The organism is Paenibacillus sp. MSJ-34, from assembly GCF_018918005.1.
Classification (GTDB): Bacteria; Bacillota; Bacilli; order Paenibacillales; family Paenibacillaceae; genus MSJ-34.
Genome location: NZ_JAHLPR010000050.1, coordinates 19,329 through 41,306, shown reverse-complemented (window position 1 = coordinate 41,306; position 21,978 = coordinate 19,329). Strand labels below are relative to the sequence as shown.

Below are 21,978 nucleotides of genomic sequence, written 5' to 3'. Positions count from 1 at the left end.
GCTGAAAAGTGGGCCGCTAAATATGCTTCGTAAGCAAATAACTTTGTACGTTGCCAAATAAAGCAGTACAATATAAGGAGAGCTAAATATAAAAACGGCCGGCCGGTCCGGTCTTGCAAGGAAAGGAAGGATAGCATGAAAATCGTTTCCATCGAGCCGACGCCGAGTCCGAATACGATGAAGCTTCATTTGGACGAGTCGCTGGCTCCCGGCGTACGGAGAACATATACGGCGGACAATTACCGCTCGGCGCCGCCGTTTATTCAGCGAATGCTGGATATCGAGGGCGTAAAAAGCGTGTTTCATACTCTTGATTTCGTCGCGCTCGACAGGCGAGCGAGCGCCGATTGGGCCGCGATTTTGGCAGTGGTGAAAGAAGCGTTCGGAGACGAGGGAGCGCCGCTCTCGATCCCGGGCGCGGAAGACGGCGAAAGCGGCGGATTCGGCGAGGCACAAGTGTTCGTGCAAACGTTCCGCAACATTCCGATGCAAATTCGCGTCAAAGCCGAAGGCAAGGAGGAACGGGTTGCGCTGTCGGAACGGTTTACAAAAGCGGTAACGGCCGTCGCCAGCGCGACGTTGATCAAGGAGCGGCGTCTGGCGGAATACGGCGTACGTTACGGCGAACTTGCCGAAATCGCCAAGGAAGTCGAACAAGAGATTGAGGCGGCTTATCCGGAAGAACGGCTGGAAGCGCTCGTACGCCAGGCGATTGCGCTTGGTGCGAGCGAGGAGCCGTTCGTGGAGGCGCGGCGCGAGCTGTCCGACGAGGAAGTCGCGGCGAAGCTCGACGATCCGGATTGGCGCGTGCGGTACGCGGCGCTTGAAGCGATGCAGCCGACGCTGGAGCGGCTGCCGCTGATCGAGAAGGCTTTGCGCGATTCGCAAAGCCAGATCCGCCGCCTCGCCGTGGTGTACCTCGGCGACCTGCGCGCGCCCGAAGCAATGCCGCCGTTGTTCGCGGCATTGAAAGACTCGTCCGCCGCCGTGCGCCGCACGGCCGGCGATACGCTGTCCGATCTCGGCGATCCCGCCGCGATCGGACCGATGATTGCCGCGCTGCGCGACGCGAGCAAGCTCGTGCGCTGGCGCGCAGCCCGCTTCTTATATGAAGCGGGCGACGAAACCGCGCTCGACGCGCTGCGGGAAGCGGCGGCCGACCCCGAGTTCGAGGTCGGCCTGCAAGCGAGAATGGCGCTTGAGCGCATCGAAGAAGGCGTTGCCGCCGCAGGCAGCGTCTGGCAGCAGATGGCGCGCCGCAACGACGAATAGCGGCCATTCGCCGCATGGACAATAAAGGGCTGCTCCCCAAACGGTTTATCCGCGTTTGGGGAGCAGCCCTTCGTCATGCTATCCCGTATAGTACACGCCGCCTTCGTATACGATCGTTCCGTCGACGACGGTATGTGTAACCCATGGATGCCCTTCGAAACGGTCGACGACGATCAAGTCGGCCGCTTTGCCCGGCTCGAGCGAACCGACCGTTTCGGCCGTCCCGAGCGCGCGCGCCGGGTTCAGCGTCGCCATGCGGACCGCGGCGGGCAAATCCGTCTCCCCGTCGGCGAACAGTTTAAACACCGCCGTAAGCAGCGAAGCCGGATGATAATCCGAGCATAATATATCGGCGGCTCCCGCGCGGATCGCATCGACGGCGCGCATGTTTTTGTCATGGGAGACGCCCCTGACCACATTCGGCGCGCCTACGCATACATGCAGGCCTTTCTCTTTCGCGAAGACGGCCGTTTCCACATTGAGCGGAAATTCGGAGACGTTCACGCCGAATCCGGACGATTCCTCCACCCGCTGCGGAGAGTCGTCGTCATGGGAAGCGACCGAAATGCCGTTCTCCGCCGCAATCCCCGCCAAGCGCCGCAGCCCGTCCCAATCTACCTGCCGCTCGCGCGCGATCAATTCTTCCGTAATCCGGCGAACTTCTTCCGTATCGACGCCCTGATTTTTCATGACATAGCGCTCGAACGAGCCCGGTTCCCGATATTGGCCCTGTCCCGGAACATGATTCATAAACGATAAATAGTCCACCTGGCGTTCGCGCACGTAACGTTCGACGACCGGCAAGCCGTCCAAATGGGAAACTTCGTAACGCAAATGAATCCGATGGCGGATCATCGCCCGTTTGCAGCGATATTCGCGGATCAATTCCACCAACTGGGTGAGCAAATGGTCGCCGCGCAAACTCAATCCCACGCCGAGCGACAGCGAATGATACATCGTCGTTATGCCATGCAAAGGCAGCTTCCGCTCGAATTCCATCAATGACATATCCAGCGGAAACAGCGTATTCGGCCGCGGCTGAATTTCCTTCTCGATCGCATCGCAATGCGTATCGATCAGCCCAGGGAGCACGTATCGCCCCTCGGCATCGATAATGACCGTTTCGCCGGACGCATCGCCTTCCCTCGCTTCCGCCAGCCATGCTTCGCTTCGCGCGCGCTCTTCCTTCGTCCATATTCCTTCGATCCGCCCGTTCCGCACGGCCACATCGGCATCGGCGACGGCGTCCGGCAATACCGCCCGCCCGCCTCGAATTAGCAGTTTTGACATCTCTGTCGCCTCCTTCGTCCATCCGGCATTCCTATACGGGATGCGGATTTCTTCGTTCATCGCCTTGACTGCGCGCATCGTCCCGGCTTGCTTCCTGAAATTGCGTATCATACAGCGTTGCATACAACCCATCCCGCTCCAGCAATTCGCTATGCGTCCCGCGTTCCGCAATTCGGCCATCGTGTATGACAAGAATTTGATCCGCGGCAAGAATCGTCGACAACCGATGCGCGATGACGAGCGTCGTCCTGCCCTTCATCAACTGCTGCAGCGCCGCCTGCACATACGCTTCCGACTCGGAGTCAAGATGGGACGTCGCCTCGTCCAATAACAAAATAACGGGATCCTTCAAAATCGCCCGCGCAATCGACAAGCGCTGGCGTTCTCCCCCGGACAAACGATGTCCCCGTTCGCCGACAACCGTGTCGTAGCCTTGCGGCAAGCCGACAATAAAATCGTGAATGAACGCTTTGCGGCATGCCGATTCCATCTCCTCCATTGTCGCATTTTCTTTGGCGAACGCCAAGTTTTCGCGTATCGTCGCATGGAACAGAAACGATTCCTGCGTCACATACGCGACTTGGCTGCGCAGCGAATCGATCCGTATGCCGCGCAGATCGCGTCCGTCCAACTTAACGGCGCCGGCGGTCGGATCGTACAGGCGGGCGATCATGCCGATAAGCGTCGTTTTGCCCGCGCCGCTTGGGCCGACCAATGCGACAACTTCCCCCGGCTTCGCCTCAAACGAAATTCCGTGCAGCACCTCAGTCTCGCCGTCGTAGGAATAAGAGACTCCTTCATAAGATATGTTGCCTGCGGCCTGCGGCAAAGAAACGGCGTCTTCCCGCTCGATGACATCCGGCTTCAAATCGAGATATTCGAAGATGCGTTGAAAGACGCCGAGCGCCGTCATCACTTCGACATGCAAATTAAGAAGCGTGCCGAAAGGCTGATACAATCTGCCCAAATAACCTGCAAAGGCGACGATCGCTCCGATCGTCATCGTGCCTTGAATGACGGAATATCCGCCGTACAAATAAATCATCGCCGTACCGAGCGGCCCGAGCAAGCCGACAAACATAAGGAACCAGCGTCCCATCAAGCTTAATTTCAACTCCATGTCCATAACCTGCTTGTTCAAGGCGCCGAATTCCCGTTCCTGGCTTTGTTCGCGGCCGAAAATCCGCGTAAGCATCGCCCCCGACACGCCGAACACCTCGCCAAGCTGTGCCGACATTTGCGCTCGCATCTTTTGTGTTTCGCTGCGCATTTTTTTGCGAAGCGTCGCCACTTTTCGCACCGGCAGCATCGATAGCGGCAAGACGACGACCGAGATGAGCGCAAGCCGCCAATCGAGCGCGAACAAAATTCCGATCGAGGTCGCGAGCACGACCGTCTGCATAATGCTCGAAACGACGACGTTCGTAATGACGCCTTGAATGGCTTGTACGTCGTCCGTCACCCTTTGGATGACTTCGCCCGACCGCGATGCGGTAAAGAAGCCGATCGATTGCCGCTGTAAATTGCCGAACAATCCTTGCCGCAAATCGCGCATCACTCCTTGCGCCACCTTGGTGTTCAAATAATTTTGCCACACGCCGAGCATGCCGCTCGCAACCGGCAGCGCAACCAATAGAACGGCAAGCCATACGAGCATCTTTATGTCTTTATCCGGTATGGCCGTGTCGATCATTTCTTTCATAACAAGCGGCGGGAGCAAGCCGATCACCGCTCCGGCCAGCGCGAGCGCCACAATAAAAAACAGCAATCCCATATATGGCCGGAACATGCCCAGAATCCGTCTCAGCGGCACTTCCTTCAACGACACTTTCGGGGCGTTGCCGCCGATCTTGTGCATCGCGTGAGGGTGTCCCCATCCGTTATTCATCCTCACCCACTCCTTTGGTCTCATCCTATTATAACATCGCGGAAGGCGCCCGACGACGGTGCCCCTTTGGAAATGGGATGGGGCCATTTCCTGTATTTTTCAATTGATTTGCTGCCGATTCGTTCTTTATACTTGTACGGTGTAAAAACATCAAATACAATCCTCGCCGTCCGAAGGTGAGGTAGAGGTTGCGGGAATGATAAGTAATGCGGGCCAGAGCCGGAGAAGCTCGACGAATCCGCATGAAAGGCATTTCCGCCGAAGTTTGCGTTTGTTCTCCGTTTACGCAGGCTGGGGCTGTATCCGAACAGGTGCAGAACTGTCACGCGAAACGAGCCGTTCGCGTGTTGCGCTATCTTCACGAAGGGATGGTACGGTATTCGGATAAAGCCGTCGAATTTGCTTCGACGGTTTTTTGTAATTTTTTCTATATTTTAAAAAAGGAGTAAGTTTTTATGATAAACCATTCTAATACGGAGGAACGGTTGCAGCGGGGATTGAAGGCGCGCCACTTGACGATGATTGCCCTCGGAGGCTCGATCGGCACCGGGTTATTCCTTGCCAGCGGGGGAGCCATTCACGCGGCGGGACCCGGCGGCGCATTAGCGGCGTATATTGCGGTAGGGATCATGGTCTATTTCCTCATGACAAGCTTAGGGGAGCTTGCGGCTTATATGCCCGAGTCGGGCTCGTTCAGCACGTACGCCTCTCGCTTTGTCGATCCGTCCCTTGGGTTCGCGCTTGGCTGGAACTTCTGGTATAACTGGGCGATTACGATCGCCGCCGAATTGTCGGCCGCTACGCTGATCATGAAATACTGGTTCCCGGACAGCCCGTCGTTTCTATGGAGCCTGCTCTTCCTCGGGATCATATACGGATTGAACCGTCTGTCTGTCAAAGGCTACGGCGAATCGGAATACTGGTTTGCATTTATTAAAGTCGCCACCGTCTTGATTTTTCTCGCGGTCGGCCTGCTGATGATACTCGGCATCATCGGCGGGGAGAGAATCGGATTCGAAAACTTCACGATCGGCGACGCTCCGTTTCACGGCGGATTTATGGCCGTTCTCGGCGTTTTTATGGCCGCCGGATTTTCCTTCCAAGGGACGGAGTTGATCGGCGTGGCGGCAGGCGAGAGCGAGAACCCGGCTCACAACGTGCCGCGCGCCATCCGGCAAATTTTTTGGCGCATCCTGTTGTTTTATATATTGGCGATTATCGTGATCGCGATGATCATTCCTTATACGAATCCGAACTTGATTCAGGACGGCGTTGAGAGCATTGCGGTCAGCCCGTTTACGCTCGTGTTCGAGAAGGCCGGATTCGCCTTCGCCGCAGCGGTCATGAATGCGATCATTCTCACATCCGTGCTCTCCGCCGGCAACTCGGGCATGTACGCTTCGACGCGGGTGTTGTGGGTGCTCGCCCAAGAAGGCAAGGCGCCGCGTTTCCTTGCCAAAATCAATAAGCGGGGCGTACCCGCCAACGCCTTGCTGGTAACGGCGCTCGTGGGCATGCTGGCGTTTCTCGCTTCCTTCTTCGGCGACGGAGTCGTCTATGTCTGGCTGCTCAACGCCTCCGGCATGTCCGGTTTTATCGCCTGGCTCGGCATCGCCGTCAGCCATTACCGGTTTCGCCGGGCATTCGTCGCGCAAGGCCGCGACTTGAGCGAATTGCCGTATCGGGCGAAATGGTTCCCGTTCGGCCCGATCTTCGCCTTCGCGCTGTGCATGATTGTCATTCTGGGCCAAAACTATACAGCGTTCACGGGCGGACGCATCGACTGGAACGGCGTGCTCGTTTCCTATATCGGCCTGCCGTTGTTCGTGATCGTCTGGCTTGGGTATAAATGGACAAAGCGCACGAAGCTTATCCCGCTTCACGAATGCCGTTTTCACGATACGAGCGGCGAATAGCGCAACGGTGTCTCATGTACCCATTCCGGGGTTTATTCTTTTTCGCGCTTTTGTGGAAATCCCCTTCGTTCAGGTCACGGTCAGCGCCTTTTACCGAAATCCCCCCCGCTCGGGTCACGGCCGGCGCCTTTTGCCGAAATCCCGCTCGCTCAGGTCACGGCCGGCGCCTTTTGCCGAAATCCCGATCGCTCAGGTCACGGTCAGCGCCTTTTGCCGAAATCCCGCTCGCTCAGGTCACGGCCGGCGCCTTTTGCCGAAATCCCGCTCGCTCAGGTCACGGCCGGCGCCTTTTGCCGAAATCCCGATCGCTCAGATGAAGCGATCATTGCAATATAACGGTATCGGCTGCTAGTCCGCAAGCTCAGGACAAACTTCCGCTCGCTCAGATTAAGGCGGTCATGAGCTAGATAAGGTATCGCTCGCTCATCGGCGAGCTCTGGACATGGAGCGGCAACGCTTGGCGTTGGGGACGCATCAAACAATAATACATCGGACTTATTGGGTGGCAGAACTGGTCTCTGAACAAAGGGGATATCGACAGAAGGGGGGAGAAAACAAGATACAGAAGAGGCAATGCAATGGCGTTGCATCGAGAAATGGCGATCCGGACCGTACGGCCGTTATTTGGCGTCAAAACCGCTTATTTGCTGTTTAGGCGGACATTGGTTCCGTTATTCATTCCTCGGAGGGCTTGTTTTTGCGCTTTTGCCGCGGATAAAGGATCGTCTGTCCGCAAACTATCCGAAATCGGGCCGTTTGTCACAATTAACGTATCTGTGTCCGCGAATTTTGGGAGCAGGGCGGTAGAAGGAATATGAAGGATTCGCATGGTAATCCACACAGCTGTTTTAAGATTGCTAAGCAAAGTTAATGCAACGCCAATGGAGGCAATGGAACTTACTCGGCATGAATAGCACTCGAAGACACCCTTTTTCGTCTTGCGCAAAAACCGGAATAACGAACCAAGTTCATGGCTTTTAATTTTTGCAGTTGCTCATCCTCGAACGAAATTTCAAAATTTCTTCAGCTAAAAAAGCCTTGGAAGCATCCCCCAAAATGCCTCCAAGGCTTTGCCACGTCAATCCGCGTTAGAACGCTTTGCGGAAGAGCAGCCCGACTCCCGCAGAGAGGAAGCTGCAAATCGCCGCGGTTACATACATGGCGCCGATGCCCAACGTATCGGCCACGACGCCCATGGCCAGTACGGACAAGCTGAACAGCCCGTACGATAGTGTCGCTTGGGCCGATAAAACCTTCGGCAGCATATCCCGCGATACGCTGCGCTGGATCATCGTCTTGCGGGCGATGTCCCGCGTTTGAAACATCGGGCCCATCAGCACGGTAAGGAGCAATGCCGGAACCAATCCCGCGTTCAGCCCGAATAGCAGCGTACACAGTCCGTATCCGAACGTGCCGGCGACCATGAACAGCGTAAGGCGGCGCTCCAGCTTTTCCACGAGCGCGACGACGAACAGTCTGCCGCCGATTGCGCCGACAAAGTAAGCGGCGTTAATAAAACCCCACCATTCTTCCCCTTGATGCAGCACCTCTTGAACGAATACGAGCAAAAACGCGCCGATCCATACCGATCCGCCGATGCCGTCGATCAAATCCATCAGCGTAATGGCGCGCAGCGAACGGAATCGCCATAGGGCGATCCAGCCTTCCCGCAGCGTCTCCCAGCGGGAAGGCGTGCCGCCCGCCGCGCCCTCGGACGAGGCGCCGCTATCCCGGCGATGACGCCGCTCCGGCGCGATTACGCCCTCCCCGGCAAGGCTTGCCGCCGCTTCCGCCGCATGCCGCCCGCTGGCGGAGGGATCGCGCACCATGGCGGTAAATGCCAATGCTACGGCGTACAACACCGCCGTCAAGCCTAGCGTCAACGGCGAGCCGATCGTAGCGGCGATCACGCCGCCGGCAGCCCAACCGCCGAATTGCACCGTTTGATCCGTTGTAGCCAGAAAGCCGTTCGCTTTCATCAGCTTGTCATCCGGCACTAACCGCGGTACCAAGGCGTTGCGCGTCGGCGTCGTCCATCCGTCAAAAAAGGAAAGGATGACGACAAGCACGAGCAACACCCAGACGTTATGCGGCGCAAGCGCCTTCCAGGCAAACAGCGCGATAACGCAAAACATGCCGAATTGTACCGCCTGCGAACCGAGCAAAAGCGAAGTTAAGCGGTATTTCGCAACCATTAATGGAGCGAGCATGCCGCTGACGCTCATGCTGAGCGTGCGGCATAGCGGAACGAGCGCCGTGTAAGTCGCCGAACCGCTCATCTGATACATCATCGTAATCAAGGCGATCGTATATAAGATATCCGCCGTGTTCGAACAGGTTTGACTGAACCATAAATTGCGAAAAGAACGTTGAAACATCGATGTTTTCCCCTTTGCATTATTTTAGCTGATCGATGATTTCACGTTCCTATCAAATCGGACAAACCATTATGTTACATCCCCAAACTTATGTCATCGTTTCATTTCAATTTCCAACAGAATGTCTCCCTCATTCCCGAACGCGCTCGATTGGTAACGCACGGAAGCTAGTCCTTCCACCCGCGCAAGCATCTGCTTCATATCCTCCTGAACCGTATCGCCGCGCGTATATCGTATTGTGAAGGAGTTCCGGCCGCTTGCCAAGACGTCCTTCGCCTTGGCGACCAGTTGATCCACCGTGGACGCAATATGATCCGGTTTGAGGTAAATATAATTTAAGTCGATCTCGAGCTGTTCGTAAAAGTCGCGTTTCTCCGCATCCTTTGTTTTCAACTGCTCGACTGTTTGATCATACGGCTTCGCGGCCGTTTGACTCCCCATTTTCCATTTATGGTCGGTCTTCATTTGATCGTCCGTACGCAAATAATATTGATAGCTTACTTCGTTCTCCCGATCCGGCACCGGATCGTCCCAAGTCGTATCAAGATGATACCACAGGCCGTCCAGCCGTACAAGATTCCAAACATGCAGTTGCCCGCCGGCTTCGCCTTCCACGATCCGATTGTCGATTCCCGCTTCCTTCAGCATTTTATAAGCGAGGAGCGCGTAGCCTTGACAGACGGTAGATCCTTCCTTCAGCGCAGCATAAGCCGTATCTTTTTTGAGGGTCACGTCGTAAGCGAGGTGGAGCACGATCCAGTCGTGGATCGCCTTTACCTTCTCATGATCGTTCATGCCGGGCTTCAATACCGTGCGCAGGATGCGCTGCACCTCCCGATCCACATAAGCGGTCTGTTCCGCGCTTTCCCGGTATTCCAAATATACCGTAATCGACGTCGAGGCGGACGTCGACTTCCAGTTGTATGAATAGCGTTTAATCACGTACTGCACGCATGGATCAGACGATATCGCCCGCTCCAATGCCGTATCCAATAGCGAAGAAAGCCCTTCGCTGCGCCCGCCGTATGTAAAGGATACTACCGGCTCCCTTTCGGATAATGCCGCAAACAACAGATTCTCGATTTGCGAAGCCGTCTGCACCGCCAGTGTCGATATATTCTTGTTCGACATCGATATATCCGCCTTATCCGCACCGCTCCCATGTACCGTTGCCCCGCCGAGCAGCAAGCTTCCGACGAGTATCCCGTTCAACCACAGCTTCCGTCCGTCGACCATGTCGCACCACCAATTCAGATCAATTTTCCCTATATTACCATATCCGCCCCGTTTGTTCAAAACGGCGCCGCCGATCGCGCAAAGCTTGCCCGCTTCCATCGGAAAACCATTGTAAAGACCGGGTTGACACCGTACAATGAGAAAGTCTGGCAGGACGCTTTGCAGACGGATCATTTGACAGCGGTTTCATATAAAGAGACCGGCGAGCCGAAGGGAGATGGCCATATGAATGCCTGGAAAAAGAAGCTGCACCGGATGTCTTCGCTCAGTTTACGAGCCAAAATGATACTTATTTTCATGTTGTTGATTTTTATCCCGCTATCCGTGCAAGGATTGGTTACGTTTGTCGATTTTTCCGCCACCATTCAGCAGAGAACGGCCGATTATTCCGTCCAGATCGTCGGTCAGATCAATCAAAATCTGGATCGGACGCTTATGGAAATGCAGCGGGTATCGCTTATACCGCTCTACGATACGAAAGTAACGTCTATTTTGAAGAAATACGCCGAGTCCGGCCCCGACTACGCCCGCACCCGCGCGGCGTTCGAGGACGCGGAGAAAATGTTCCTCCATATCTCCGGACTGGCCTACAACAGGCCCGAGGTGAAAGGTATCCAGATCATCGCGGACAACGGCATCGTCTTCAGCAATGTCGATTCCACGTCCATCTATTCCTACATCGACATTTCGGACAGCGATTGGTACCGGCAAGCGAAAAAGGCGGACGGCGCTTGGACGCTCATTCCGCAGCACGAGCCGGCCTATTATATCGACAGCCGTCCGCAGCCGTATTTTTCGGTCGCCCGCCTGCTGAAGGAACCGGGTACGGGCAAACGAATCGGCCTGATCAAGATCGACATCAAGCTTGACCTCTTCCGGCAAATATTGCGGAACGTCCGTTTCGAGGAAAAAGGCGGCCTGTATGTCGTTAACGAAAAAAATGAGCTTGTCTTCGAGGAACGATACGGAGGCTCGGAGCAAATAGCCGCTTCGTTCGACCGTGCCAGACAGGATCTTCCCAACGGGAATTCTACCTTGAATATGGATATCGCGGGCGAGAAATATTTGACGATCGTCGATTTTTCCGACTATTCGGGATTAAAAGCGATCAGCTTCATCCCTGTGAAATCGCTGTTGAAAGAATCGAACCATTTGCGCGATTTTACGATGTTGATCGGCTTGGTCTGTCTGGCCGCCGCCTGTATGCTGGCCGTATTGTTCTCGTACCGGCTGAGCATTCCGCTCGTTCGCCTCAAGAAAAAAATGCTGATGGTCGAACGGGGGCATTTCGATCAGAGCGTGCCTGTCGAGTCCCATGACGAAATCGGGCAATTAAGCCGCGGCTTCAACCGGATGACGGAGGAAATCAACCGGCTCGTCAATGAAGTGTATTTGCTGCGATTGCGGGAACAGGAGGCGGAACTGTCTGCCCTGCAAAGCCAGATCAATCCCCATTTCATATACAATACGCTGGAATCGGTCAATATGATGGCGATCGAGCAGCGCGTGTACAACATATCCGATATGGTGACCGCGCTCGGCCAAATGCTTCGTTACACCGTCGGCAAATACGACCGTTTGGTTTCCGTGGAAATGGAAGTCCAATCCGCCGCCAGTTATGTGCAAATTCAAAAATTGCGGTACGGGGATCGGCTGCGCGTCGTCCTGGATATCGAACCGGCCGCCGCTTCCTGCCTTATGCCGAAACTGCTTCTGCAGCCGCTGGTGGAGAATGCCATTTATCACGGCATCGGCGAACTTGAGCATGGCGGCACGATATGGATTTCCTGTGTCCGGTTCGAGGAGAGCTTGCTGCTGACCGTCCGGGACGACGGCAAAGGGATGACGGAAGAAGAAATCAAACGATTGAAAGCGTCGATCGAGGAACCGTTCGGTCATGGCGAAGAGACGAACAAGCTTGCGCTGCGCAATATCCATCAAAGATTAACGCTTATGTTCGGAGAACGGTATGAACTGGATATAGACGGCATCCCGGGAAGCGGCATGGCGTTTACAATAACAATTCCCGTCATTGGAGGTAAGTCGGATGTACAAAATATTGCTCGTTGAAGATGTGGAAGGCATTCGCCGGGGCATCAAAAGCCTGATCGGCCAAGTAACCGAACATTTTACCGTCGTCAAGGAGGCGGAGAACGGAAAGGAAGCGCTCGAGTATTTATCGGTCGATCTGCCCGACGCGGTCATTACCGATATCCGGATGCGGGAAATGAACGGACTCGTCTTCATTCAAAAATTAAAGGATAAATATCCGCATATGCCTGTCCTCATTATTAGCGGATACGGCGATTTCGAATACGCCCAGCAAGCAATCCGCTACGGCGTTTCCGATTATTTGCTGAAACCGGTCGATCGGAAAGCGTTCGTGACGGCTCTGGAACGGATTTACGTCCGGCTCTCCGGCCGGCCTTCCGCGCCGCTAAGGGACGAGAGCGCGGCGCAGGACGGGACGGCGGATAAATCGGCCGACGGCAAACGATGGATCCGCAAAATTAAAGAGTATGTGCAGGCGAATCCGGAAGGAGATTTAAGCTTGCAGACGCTCTCGGAACTCGTGCATTTGAACCCCGCCTATTTGAGCCGATTGTTCAAACAGGAAACGAAGTCGAACTTGTCAGACTATATTACCGAAGTTCGCATCGAACGGGCGAAGCATCTGCTGCTGCAAACCGAGCTCAAAATTTACGACATCGCCCGTTTATCGGGATACCAGAGTCCAAAGCATTTCATGCTCGTGTTCAAGCAGCAGACCGGGCTCTCTCCAACCGCCTATCGGGAACAAGGGTAAACATAATGGAATGCGGTTAAAAAAATTGTAGTAAAAAAATCGAACCAAATGTAAAAATGACGCAATTTCTCCGAGATAGCGCTTACAATACAATAGTTTCTGTAAGCCATTACATGAACAGGGGGAGTACAGAAATGAAGAAACTTTGGATCTCATTGTTGTCGGTGATCCTGGTTTTGATTGCGGCGGGATGCGGCGGCAACGCCGGCCAAAGCCCGAACGAATCGAAACCGGCGGACAGCGGCAAACAAGTCGAACTGAAATTTTTGACCTGGGGAAATCAGGCGCATCTTGACGTATACAACGGATTGGCCGATGAATTCACGAAGCAGAATCCGAACATTAAAGTGACGATCGATTCGGTGCCTTTCCCGGACTATCAGCAGAAGATTTCGGTGCTTGCGGCCGGCAAAGAGCTGCCTGATGTGGCCTGGATGTCGGAACGGATGGTGCCGCAATTTATGGAAAACGGTATCTTCGCGGACGTATCCGATTTTGCCAATGACGCCGAATTCGGCATGGACGATTTCATTCCTTCCACGCTCGAATTGTTCCGCGAGAACGATAAACTGTACGGCATTCCATTCTCGACGCCGCCGTCCGTTATGTTTTACAACAAAACCGCGTTCCAGAACGCCGGGCTTACGCTGCCGAACGAGCTTGCCAAAGAAGGCAAATGGACTTGGGACCAATTCGTGAAGGATGCCAAAACCTTGACGAGCGGCACGGGCGCAAATAAAACATATGGCGCGAATTTCTTCCGCGATTGGAAAACATGGATCGTACTGTCCTCGTACTCCTGGTCGAACGGAAGCGGACCGTTCAATAAAGAGATGACGGAATTCACCTGGGACGATCAATACGGCCTTGAAACGTTGAAAATGCTGCAGCAAATGATGTTCGTCGACGGCTCCCACCCGAAAGCGGGCGAGCAAATCAGTTTCGAATCCGGCAAAATCGGCATGTTCTTCGACGTATACAGCTATGTGTCCAAGGCGCGCGAAATCAAAGATTTCGAATGGAGCATCGCGCCGATGCCGTCCGGTTCGCAAGGTTCCGTACCGATGCTGGGCCAAGCGGGCTACGTCATATTCAAAGACAGCAAGCATCCGGAAGAAGCGAAGAAGTTCCTGAAGTTCCTGGCGAGCAAAGACGGAATTCAGAAAACCTCCACGTTCTTCGTGCCGCCGCGCCAAAGCGTGCTTGAGTCCGACGAATTTATGAAACAGCCGAACAACCCGGCACCGGAAGACATTAAGCAGGCGGTCATCGACGAGATGCCGAAAGCAAGATTGCAGCCGGGACATATTCAATGGCAAAAAATCGATACGGAAATCTTGTTCGGGTTCGACCAATTGTTCGGACAAATCGCCGAACCGGAGCAAATCGTCAAAACGATGGCCGACAAAGTCGGGCCGCTGTTATCCAAATAATAACAATCGCGACGGTTCGACGTATGCTCGAACCGTTGCTTTCTCAGGAGGAATGACATAATGAATCGTTTGCGCCAGGCGCTGCAATCCGATAAGCTGCAACTGTTCGTCAGCCTCCCCGCGAACGACGCGGCTTTAGCGAGAGCAGCCGTACAAGCGGGGGCCGACGGGCTTAAGGTGCATATTCGCGCCGACCACCGGGCGAGCGGCAATCGTTTCGGCCCGCTGGACCAATACCGGGACAGCTTCCTTGAAATCCGCTCGATGTTCGGCGGCCCGCTCGGCATCGTACCGGGAGATTCGATCGACGGCGTTCAAGCCGACGAAATCGCCGAGCTTGCGGACATCGGCATCGATTTCTATTCCATCTACGCGTTCCACCTCCCGTCTTTCCTGTTGAAAGACCATGGAGTGGCCCGCACGTTCGCCGTGAACGATACGTTCGATTTGAAGCTGACCGCCTCCGCTTCCGCTTTCGGCATGGACGCGCTGGAAGCTTCCGTCGTCCCCGGCGCCGAATACGGAACGAAACTGAGCTTTGCGGATTTGCTCAAATACCGGTGGCTCGTCGACAATGCCGGCGTTCCGGTGATCGTTCCTTCGCAGCGCAGGATCGTCGCCGACGATATACGGCCCTTCATGCAATGCGGCATTAAAGCGCTGCTGATCGGCTCCGTCGTGACCGGGAAAACGGCGGACGAGATCGCGAGAGCCGTTTCGGCGCTGCGGAATGAGATTGACAAGTGAGGATGATTCGATGACAAACCAAATTCGTTCCCGCAGAAGAAGCGCCATACGGCGAGAAATCAACGTTACCGGCTGGCTGTTCGTGTCGCCGATGGTAATCGGATTTCTGCTGCTGCTCATTATTCCTTTAATTATGGCGTTTTATATGAGTTTGACCGATTGGCCCCTGCTCGGCGACGCGTCATTCGTCGGCGCGGACAATTACCGGACGATTGTGGGCGACGCGGAATTTTGGAAAGTGCTCGGAAATACGTTCTATTTCGCCGCAGGCCTTGTGCCGCTGAATATCGCGCTGGCGCTGCTGCTAGCGCTGCCGCTCTCCAAAAATTTGCCCGGCATGGGCATATTCCGTACCGCGATTTTCGTGCCCGTCATGACTTCGCTCGTCGTATGGTCGATCGTCTGGAAATATATGTTTGCCACAGACTCCGGGTTCATCAACCAAATATTGCAATTGATCGGCATTCAAGGCCCCGCGTGGCTGTACGATCCGAAACTGGCCATGCCGGCCGTTATCGTCACTAGCGTGCTGAAGAACGTCGGGCTGAATATGGTGCTCTTCATCGCGGCGCTGCAGCAAGTTCCGGCCCAATTGTACGAAGCGGCGCGGATCGATGGCGCCGGAAAATCGAGAATGTTCTTCAATGTGACGATTCCGATGATTTCGCCGACGATCTTTTTGACCGTCATACTGACCATCATCGGATCGCTGAAAGTGTTCGGGCAAATTTACGTCATGACGCAGGGCGGCCCCGGCGGCAGCACGAAGGTGCTCGTCTATTACATTTGGGAAAGAGCCTTTAAAATGTTCGAGTTCGGCTACGCGTCCGCGGTCGCTTATATTTTGTTCGCTATCATTTTCGCGTTCACGTTGATTCAATGGCAGCTAAGAAAGAGGTGGGTATTCCATGAAAGCTGATGCGGCTCCGATGACCGGGTTCGGCGGCAAACGAAGCAAGCTGGCGCGGATCCGGCCAAGTCATCTCGTCCATTACGGCATACTGTTGCTAATCTCGATCGTGATGCTCATCCCTTTCTTATGGATGATTTCCACATCGTTGAAAGAACCGGCTAAAATTTTCGTATTTCCGCCGGAATTCATACCTTCGCCCGTCCGTTTCGAGAACTATATCGAAGTGCTGCGGACGATACCGTTTCATCTGTTTTATTTCAACAGCGTTTATATCGCCGCCGTCGTGACATGCGGCACCATCTTCTTCTCGTCGCTGGCCGGCTATGCGTTCGCCCGCATTCCGTTTCAAGGGCGCAACCTCGTCTTTCTCGCGTTGCTCAGCACGATGATGATCCCGACCGAGGTAACGGCGATTCCGATGTTTTTGTTCATGCGCGAAATCGGCTGGATCAATACGCATATGCCGCTGATCGTCTTGCCGATCTTCGGCGCGGGCGGCGTGTTCGGCGTCTTCGTGATGCGGCAGTTCTTCCTCGGCATTCCGAAGGAATTGGAGGAAGCCGCCATGATCGACGGTTGTTCACGGCTCCGCATCTATTGGCGCATTATGCTGCCGCTGGCCGCGCCTGCGGTTGCGACGCTGACCATCTTCACGTTCCTGACAAGCTGGAACGACTTCTTCGATCCGCTTATCTTTATTAGCGACCGTAAATTGATGACGCTGCCGCTCGCATTGTCGCTGTTCACCGACGAAGCGGGTACGGCGTGGCATCACTTGATGAGCGCCTCCGTCATGGCGACGGTTCCGCTTTTGATCGTCTTTTTCTTCGCGCAGAAGCAATTTATCGAAGGGGTCGCGATGACCGGATTGAAAGAATAATCATACATGTAGGAGGCTAATCATGAACCAAACGATTGAAGCCGATGTAGTCGTTGTCGGAGGCGGGCCTGCGGGGATTAACGCGGCCATCGCCGCCGGCCGTCAAGGGGTCCGTACGGTGCTGATCGAGAGGCACGGCTTTGTGGGCGGCATGTCTACGGCCGCTTCCGTATATCCTTGGATGACGTTTCATACGGAACAAGGGGAACAAGTCATTCAAGGTATTGCCCAGGAAATTGTCGACCGGTTGATGCAGGCGGGCGGCTCGCCGGGCCATCTTCGCGATACGGTCGGATTTGTCCATACCGTCACGCCGTATCATGCCGATATATTCAAAGTGCTCGTGCTCGACATGTTGAAAGAAGCCGGCGTACAGCTATTGGTCCACAGTTTCGTCGATCGGGTCATTGCGGAAGACGGCCGGATCCGCGCGGTGGAAATAACGGGCAAGTCGGGCCGGATCGCCATTCGCGGCAGCGTATTCGTCGATACGTCGGGCGATGCCGATCTCGCCTATTTGTCCGGCGCGCCGGTCTTCAAAGGCCGCGACGGCGATCACCGTACGCAGCCGATGACGATGAAATTCCGGATGAGAGGCGTCGACTTGGGGCGCGTTCGCCGGTATATGATCGAGAATCCCGACAATTTTTACCGCAAAACGCCGATCGCTGAGCTGGACAAAATTCCGCTTACCGGCGTGCAAGGATTTTACTCGCAATGGAAAGAAGCGAACTTGCCGATCAACCGCGATCAGGTGCTGTTCTTCACCGGACCGGCCGACGACGAAGTGCTGGTCAACTGCACCCGGGTGCAAGGCTTGGACGCGACGAACGTGCTTGACTTGACCCAAGCGGAGGAAGAAGGCCGCAGGCAAGTATTGATGATGGCCGAATTTATGCAGAAGAAGCTGCCCGGATTCGAACGGGCGTCGATCTCTTCTGTCGGGACCCAGATCGGGGTGCGCGAGAGCCGCCGGATCGACGGCTTGTACCATTTGACGATCGAGGATGTCGTGGAAGGCCGGAAATTCGACGATGTCATTGCCCGCAGCGGGTATCCGGTCGACATTCACGATCCGACGGGCAAAGGCGTGAAGGCGGCATGGATCGGCGGCGACGGCGCGTACGATATTCCATACCGCTGTCTCGTGGCCAAAGAAATCGACAACCTGCTGGCAGCGGGCCGCTGCATTTCCACCACCCACGAAGCGCTGGCGACGACCCGCCTGACGCCGAGCTGCATGGCGACAGGCCAGGCCGCGGGCACGGCGGCGGCTCTTGCCCATAAGCGGTCCGTCCGGGCCGCCGATGTGGACGTAGCGGAACTGCAGGCGGAATTGTTGAAGGAAAACGCCTGTTTGCGCTAAGGCAAGATGTACAGTCGTCTGGCTGCGCAACAGAGCATTTTTTCCTGTGCCGGGGCTGAACGGAGTCATCTACCCGTTCTGGAGCTGCACCAGGTCAGTTTCTACATCGGGGCTGCGCAAGTTGTATACAATACAACTTGTCGTGGGGTTCAAAGGCGGGTTAGATCGCTATGTTGCATTTTATGCAGCATAAACGCCGAATATATAGCGAGATCACCCGTTCTGACCCTGTCATGTTGTATATACTGCAACATAGGCATCATAAATCGTGCGGAATGGGCCGCTACGTTGCATTTTATACAGCATAGACGTCGATAAAATGGCAAGACGGCCCGTTCTAGTCCTGTCATGCTATAAATTCTGCAATGTAGACTGTAGATCGGCTAGCCCCCCTAATTCCGGAGTCTTGCCCTACAATAAGTAGAGGCGAGGTACGGATTCGCATAGCGGGGGACGGCAGAGGAGGGACAGCGCTCTCGACGGATGGTTAGTTTCAAAAACCGGCGCTAATATTGCCGATACCTTCTCCTCAACCTGATTACATGGAAAATCTACCGCTAATTTCTCCGAAATGGACATTTTCGCCGAACTGCACGAAATTAGCTCCGGAAAATGCCGATAATTGAAAAGATCTCGATCAACTCAACTAATGAAAGGTATTTTTTCCCGCTAACAAGATGCAGCAGCCGCTCCAAGCAATCCGCATCCGCCCGTGAGCCAGTCCGATTGCCCGTACTTTAGCGCCGTCGAAATCGTTCGCCGGAACAAAAAACAGCTGTCTCCCCGGGACGTTCCTCCCTGGGAGAGACAGCTGTTTACCGTTAGTTTTGACCGTATTTTTCCTGCAGCTCATTCAGCAATTCTTCCACGCTTTTCTTGCCGCCTTTGAAAATAATTTCTTCCACGCCCTTCACCAAATCGGCGTTGAAGCTTTTCGTTTGCTCCGGATAAGCGAACGGCATGCCCGCTTTCTCCATATTGTCGAATACCGGCTTCAAATCCGGATATTGCTCCAAATATTTCGGCAACAGCGAGGATACCGCCGGCGAATACCCTACCGTTTCGATCGCGCTGAGTTGCGCTTCGTCGCGCAGCGCGTAGTCGATGACTTTCATCGCCGCTTCTTTGTTTTTGCTGCTTTGCAAAACGGACAATCCGTGCGAATAGGCGCTTTGGGCGTCAACCGTTCCTTTCGGCATCGGCAGCGCGATCAATTTCAACTCGGGATTGGCTTCTTTCAAATAACCGACATACCAAGGACCGCTTGTGGACATTGCGCCCTTCTCCTTCGCGAACACTTCCCCGTCCCACGGCGCCCCGACTTCGATCGGCGCGATCGCGACATTATGCTTCAGGAACAGGTCGACGAAGAACTGTACGCCTTGAATATTTTCCGGGGAGTTGATCGTTTTGCCGAAGTTCCAGTCCCCGCCGAACGCATGAACGTATTGCGTAATGTGGAACGGATCGATGCTGCCGACGATTCCCTTCATGCCGTCATTCGTCATCGCTTTCGCCAATTCCACCACTTCGTCCATCGTTTCCGGGTATTTGGAAATGCCCGATTTATCGAACAGATCTTTGTTGATCGACATCATGGAAGTGGACGAATCGTACGGAATGCCGTAAAGTTTGCCGTTGTCCGTCCAGCCTTTGTATAGGGATGCCGAGATCCGGCTTTTGTCGAAACCGACTTTATCGATCAATTCGTCGAGCGGTTCCAATACGCCTTTGGCGATATATTCATAGTTTCCTTCATCGGACATAGCGATAATATCCGGACCTACGCCCGCGGCAATCGCTGCAGGCACCGCTTTCCAGAATTCGTCGCTCGTCGGATATTGCTGCAGCTTCACCTTGAGGCCGGGATATTTTTGCTCGATGCCCTTCACCATGAATTCAAAATTTTTCTGCTCGGCTGCGTTCGCCCAATACGCCATCGTCACTTCAGCCGATTCTGCCGGCTGCTCCGGTTCTTTTGCCGGTTCCTGCGCCTCGCCCGACGGTTGGCCCGTTTGCGAGCCGTTTCCGCCGCCGTCCGATTTCGATCCGCATGCTGCCGTAAGCCCGATCAGCAGCATACAGCAGAGCAGAAGAGTTAACGCTTTTTTCATCTGCCTTTTCCCCTTTTTGTTCGAGTATTCGCCGACGAATGTTCGGCGTACTTTCATCATAAAGAGGATCGCTCCCCCGAAAAACAGAAGATCTTTACTTCGCGCCGAATATTTTTACGTCGGCTATAGGGTATGTTTGCGGAATTCGTTCGGAGGATGGCCGTATATTTTTTTGAAAGCGATATAAAAATTGTCCGTGCTTGTAAACCCGACCTTCTCGGCGATTTCATACGTTTTGAGCGTGCTGTTTCTGAGCAATTCAAGCGATTTGTTCACCCGGTACTGATTAATGTACTGGATCAGCATCATTCCTGTCTGCTCTTTAAATAACCGGCTTAGATACGAACTGTTCAGATCGACATAGTGCGACAGCTCTTCCAACGTCAACTCTTCGTTATAATGCCGGTGAATATATTCGAGCACCATCCGCACCTTATAATTTCCGGATTGGGCGGCAGCGCATTTGCGGTTTTGCACAAGCTCGGCTTCCCGCTGCAGCAGATCGAAAATTTGCCGTAACGTATCTGCTTCCGTAAATTGTTCGATTTCGGGAAATTCGGGCGATTCGGAAACCGCCCCGGTCGTATAAACTTCATGCAAGCTATAGTGAAGATGGATCGCCGTACGGATCGTGTCCGTGCGCGAAAGCTCCCGTTTCTCGCGAATCCGTTGATGCAACCGTTCAAGCGACGCGCGCAAGCCGTCCCAGCGCTCCTCTGCGATATCCTGCTTCATCAGCCGGACCATATCGGTTTCAATCTGCGTAGGAGCGTCGTTAACCGCCTCGGTTGCAAGGTTTTGGAAAAACGAAACGCCGGCTGCTCCTTCGTAAAAATTGGCGGCGGCTGCTTGGGAACTTTCCTTGCAGGCGGCCGGAATATCGAGCAGGCTGCCATGCGGAGCGCTGACGCCGAAACTGACGGTAACGTTCAAGAATTGCTTCAATGCGGTTTGAACGGATTTGATTAATTCCCATTGCTCGCCGTATATCTCTTGCGAGCTTCGCAGCTTGGAATACGATTTCAAAATAACGAACCGCTTGTCGTCGGCTTGATAAAATTCGATCTCCTCGTATTTGCGGAATATTTCGTTCAATATGTTCTGTATCGAAAAACCGAGCAAATACTCCATGTTTTTTTTATATCTTTTCTTTACTTTCGCAAATTGATCGACCGTCATCGCCATACAGCACACATTCGGCTGCTTAAGGCCAATGTCGTACAGCCGTGTCTTTTCTTCCACTTCCCACGCATGCCGCACGGCGCCGGCCGCCCATTCCTTAAAAAACAAAGCTTTCATGTTCGGCTTGATCCGTTCGACGTTATGCTTTAAACTTTCCATTTCATGCGTCCGTTTCCGCTCGCGCAAGATCGCCTCGCGCGCCCGCAGCATCGTTTCGAGAAGGCATGCGGCGCTCTGGCTCGGCTTATGGATATAATCGAAGGCTCCAAGCCGCATCGCTTCCCGGACATAATCGAATTCGTTGAAGCTGCTCAAGATGACGATTTTGGGCATTTCCTTCCCTTCGCGCAGCCGCTTCATCACTTCGAGACCGTCCATAATCGGCATTTTAATATCCAGAAATACGATATCGGGCTGCAATTCGGCAATTTTCGCGAGCGCATCTTCGCCGTTGGAGGCTTCTCCCGCCAGTTCAAACGCATGGCCCTCCCAATCGATGGACGTTTTCAAACTCATTCTGACGAAAGCTTCGTCGTCGACAATCAACGTTTTCATCT

Annotated in this window: 15 protein-coding genes and 1 riboswitch; of the genes, 9 read left to right on the top strand and 6 right to left on the bottom strand. The window is 54.3% G+C overall.

The window, feature by feature from the left end:
- The first annotated feature begins 135 nt into the window (after positions 1-135).
- Entirely contained in the window at positions 136-1,272 is a 1,137-nt protein-coding gene (locus tag KQI79_RS22385; RefSeq protein ID WP_216540535.1) for a conserved virulence factor C family protein, read from the top strand.
- A 78-nt stretch (positions 1,273-1,350) separates the two neighbouring features.
- Here the strand turns inward: KQI79_RS22385 and KQI79_RS22380 are convergent, their stop codons facing one another.
- Positions 1,351-2,562, bottom strand: a complete 1,212-nt coding sequence (locus KQI79_RS22380) for an alpha-D-ribose 1-methylphosphonate 5-triphosphate diphosphatase (RefSeq protein ID WP_216540534.1) — start codon at positions 2,560-2,562, stop codon at positions 1,351-1,353.
- Positions 2,563-2,593: 31 nt separating this feature from the next.
- Positions 2,594-4,450, bottom strand: coding sequence for an ABC transporter ATP-binding protein (locus KQI79_RS22375; protein WP_216540533.1), 1,857 nt, complete (start codon positions 4,448-4,450; stop codon positions 2,594-2,596).
- A gap of 174 nt (positions 4,451-4,624) precedes the next feature.
- A riboswitch (Lysine riboswitch) is annotated at positions 4,625-4,813 on the top strand.
- Between the two features lie 92 nt (positions 4,814-4,905).
- Between KQI79_RS22375 and KQI79_RS22370 the strand changes: the two genes are divergently transcribed.
- Positions 4,906-6,366 (top strand): amino acid permease, encoded by a 1,461-nt coding sequence (locus tag KQI79_RS22370; protein ID WP_216540532.1) that lies wholly within the window; start codon positions 4,906-4,908, stop codon positions 6,364-6,366.
- A gap of 1,088 nt (positions 6,367-7,454) precedes the next feature.
- Here KQI79_RS22370 and KQI79_RS22365 read toward each other — a convergent pair.
- Both KQI79_RS22365 and KQI79_RS22360 read right to left on the bottom strand, forming a co-directional pair.
- Positions 7,455-8,744, bottom strand: coding sequence for an MFS transporter (locus KQI79_RS22365; protein ID WP_216540531.1), 1,290 nt, complete (start codon positions 8,742-8,744; stop codon positions 7,455-7,457).
- 93 nt (positions 8,745-8,837) lie between these two features.
- On the bottom strand, positions 8,838-10,154 hold the full coding sequence (locus KQI79_RS22360; protein ID WP_216540530.1) for a transglutaminase domain-containing protein: 1,317 nt from the start codon (positions 10,152-10,154) through the stop codon (positions 8,838-8,840).
- A gap of 51 nt (positions 10,155-10,205) precedes the next feature.
- Between KQI79_RS22360 and KQI79_RS22355 the strand changes: the two genes are divergently transcribed.
- The 7 genes from KQI79_RS22355 (at position 10,206) to KQI79_RS22325 (ending at position 18,125) form a co-directional block, all read left to right on the top strand.
- The gene (locus tag KQI79_RS22355) at positions 10,206-12,050 is read left to right on the top strand and encodes a cache domain-containing sensor histidine kinase (protein WP_230191517.1); all 1,845 of its coding nucleotides are present in this window, start codon (positions 10,206-10,208) and stop codon (positions 12,048-12,050) included.
- On the top strand, positions 12,028-12,786 hold the full coding sequence (locus KQI79_RS22350) for a response regulator (protein WP_216540529.1): 759 nt from the start codon (positions 12,028-12,030) through the stop codon (positions 12,784-12,786). The genes KQI79_RS22355 and KQI79_RS22350 overlap by 23 nt, the downstream gene beginning before the upstream one ends.
- A 134-nt stretch (positions 12,787-12,920) precedes the next feature.
- A complete protein-coding gene (locus tag KQI79_RS22345) occupies positions 12,921-14,219 on the top strand; it encodes an ABC transporter substrate-binding protein (RefSeq protein ID WP_216540528.1) in 1,299 nt (432 codons plus the stop codon).
- Between the two features lie 60 nt (positions 14,220-14,279).
- Complete coding sequence (locus KQI79_RS22340; protein ID WP_216540527.1) at positions 14,280-14,966, top strand: hypothetical protein; 687 nt, start codon at positions 14,280-14,282, stop codon at positions 14,964-14,966.
- Positions 14,967-14,976: 10 nt separating this feature from the next.
- Positions 14,977-15,885: a carbohydrate ABC transporter permease gene (locus tag KQI79_RS22335; RefSeq protein ID WP_216540526.1), complete on the top strand. Its 909-nt coding sequence runs from the start codon at positions 14,977-14,979 to the stop codon at positions 15,883-15,885.
- Positions 15,886-15,895: 10 nt separating this feature from the next.
- On the top strand, positions 15,896-16,759 hold the full coding sequence (locus KQI79_RS22330; protein WP_216540543.1) for a carbohydrate ABC transporter permease: 864 nt from the start codon (positions 15,896-15,898) through the stop codon (positions 16,757-16,759).
- Between the two features lie 22 nt (positions 16,760-16,781).
- Positions 16,782-18,125 carry an FAD-dependent oxidoreductase gene (locus KQI79_RS22325; RefSeq protein ID WP_216540525.1) on the top strand — a complete coding sequence of 448 codons (1,344 nt, stop codon included), beginning with the start codon at positions 16,782-16,784 and terminating at the stop codon, positions 18,123-18,125.
- An 821-nt stretch (positions 18,126-18,946) separates the two neighbouring features.
- Here KQI79_RS22325 and KQI79_RS22320 read toward each other — a convergent pair.
- Both KQI79_RS22320 and KQI79_RS22315 read right to left on the bottom strand, forming a co-directional pair.
- Positions 18,947-20,239, bottom strand: coding sequence for an extracellular solute-binding protein (locus tag KQI79_RS22320; RefSeq protein ID WP_216540524.1), 1,293 nt, complete (start codon positions 20,237-20,239; stop codon positions 18,947-18,949).
- Positions 20,240-20,362: 123 nt separating this feature from the next.
- Positions 20,363-21,976, bottom strand: a complete 1,614-nt coding sequence (locus KQI79_RS22315; RefSeq protein WP_216540523.1) for a response regulator transcription factor — start codon at positions 21,974-21,976, stop codon at positions 20,363-20,365.
- Between the last annotated feature and the right edge of the window lie 2 nt (positions 21,977-21,978).

Coding starts and splice junctions, on each gene's coding strand:
- KQI79_RS22385 (WP_216540535.1), top strand. CDS start 136: ATGAAAATCGTTTCCATCGAGCCGACGCCGAGTCCGAATACGATGAAG.
- KQI79_RS22380 (WP_216540534.1), bottom strand. CDS start 2,562: ATGTCAAAACTGCTAATTCGAGGCGGGCGGGCGGTATTGCCGGACGCC.
- KQI79_RS22375 (WP_216540533.1), bottom strand. CDS start 4,450: ATGAATAACGGATGGGGACACCCTCACGCGATGCACAAGATCGGCGGC.
- KQI79_RS22370 (WP_216540532.1), top strand. CDS start 4,906: ATGATAAACCATTCTAATACGGAGGAACGGTTGCAGCGGGGATTGAAG.
- KQI79_RS22365 (WP_216540531.1), bottom strand. CDS start 8,744: ATGTTTCAACGTTCTTTTCGCAATTTATGGTTCAGTCAAACCTGTTCG.
- KQI79_RS22360 (WP_216540530.1), bottom strand. CDS start 10,154: ATGATCCGTCTGCAAAGCGTCCTGCCAGACTTTCTCATTGTACGGTGT.
- KQI79_RS22355 (WP_230191517.1), top strand. CDS start 10,206: ATGAATGCCTGGAAAAAGAAGCTGCACCGGATGTCTTCGCTCAGTTTA.
- KQI79_RS22350 (WP_216540529.1), top strand. CDS start 12,028: ATGTACAAAATATTGCTCGTTGAAGATGTGGAAGGCATTCGCCGGGGC.
- KQI79_RS22345 (WP_216540528.1), top strand. CDS start 12,921: ATGAAGAAACTTTGGATCTCATTGTTGTCGGTGATCCTGGTTTTGATT.
- KQI79_RS22340 (WP_216540527.1), top strand. CDS start 14,280: ATGAATCGTTTGCGCCAGGCGCTGCAATCCGATAAGCTGCAACTGTTC.
- KQI79_RS22335 (WP_216540526.1), top strand. CDS start 14,977: ATGACAAACCAAATTCGTTCCCGCAGAAGAAGCGCCATACGGCGAGAA.
- KQI79_RS22330 (WP_216540543.1), top strand. CDS start 15,896: ATGACCGGGTTCGGCGGCAAACGAAGCAAGCTGGCGCGGATCCGGCCA.
- KQI79_RS22325 (WP_216540525.1), top strand. CDS start 16,782: ATGAACCAAACGATTGAAGCCGATGTAGTCGTTGTCGGAGGCGGGCCT.
- KQI79_RS22320 (WP_216540524.1), bottom strand. CDS start 20,239: ATGAAAAAAGCGTTAACTCTTCTGCTCTGCTGTATGCTGCTGATCGGG.
- KQI79_RS22315 (WP_216540523.1), bottom strand. CDS start 21,976: ATGAAAACGTTGATTGTCGACGACGAAGCTTTCGTCAGAATGAGTTTG.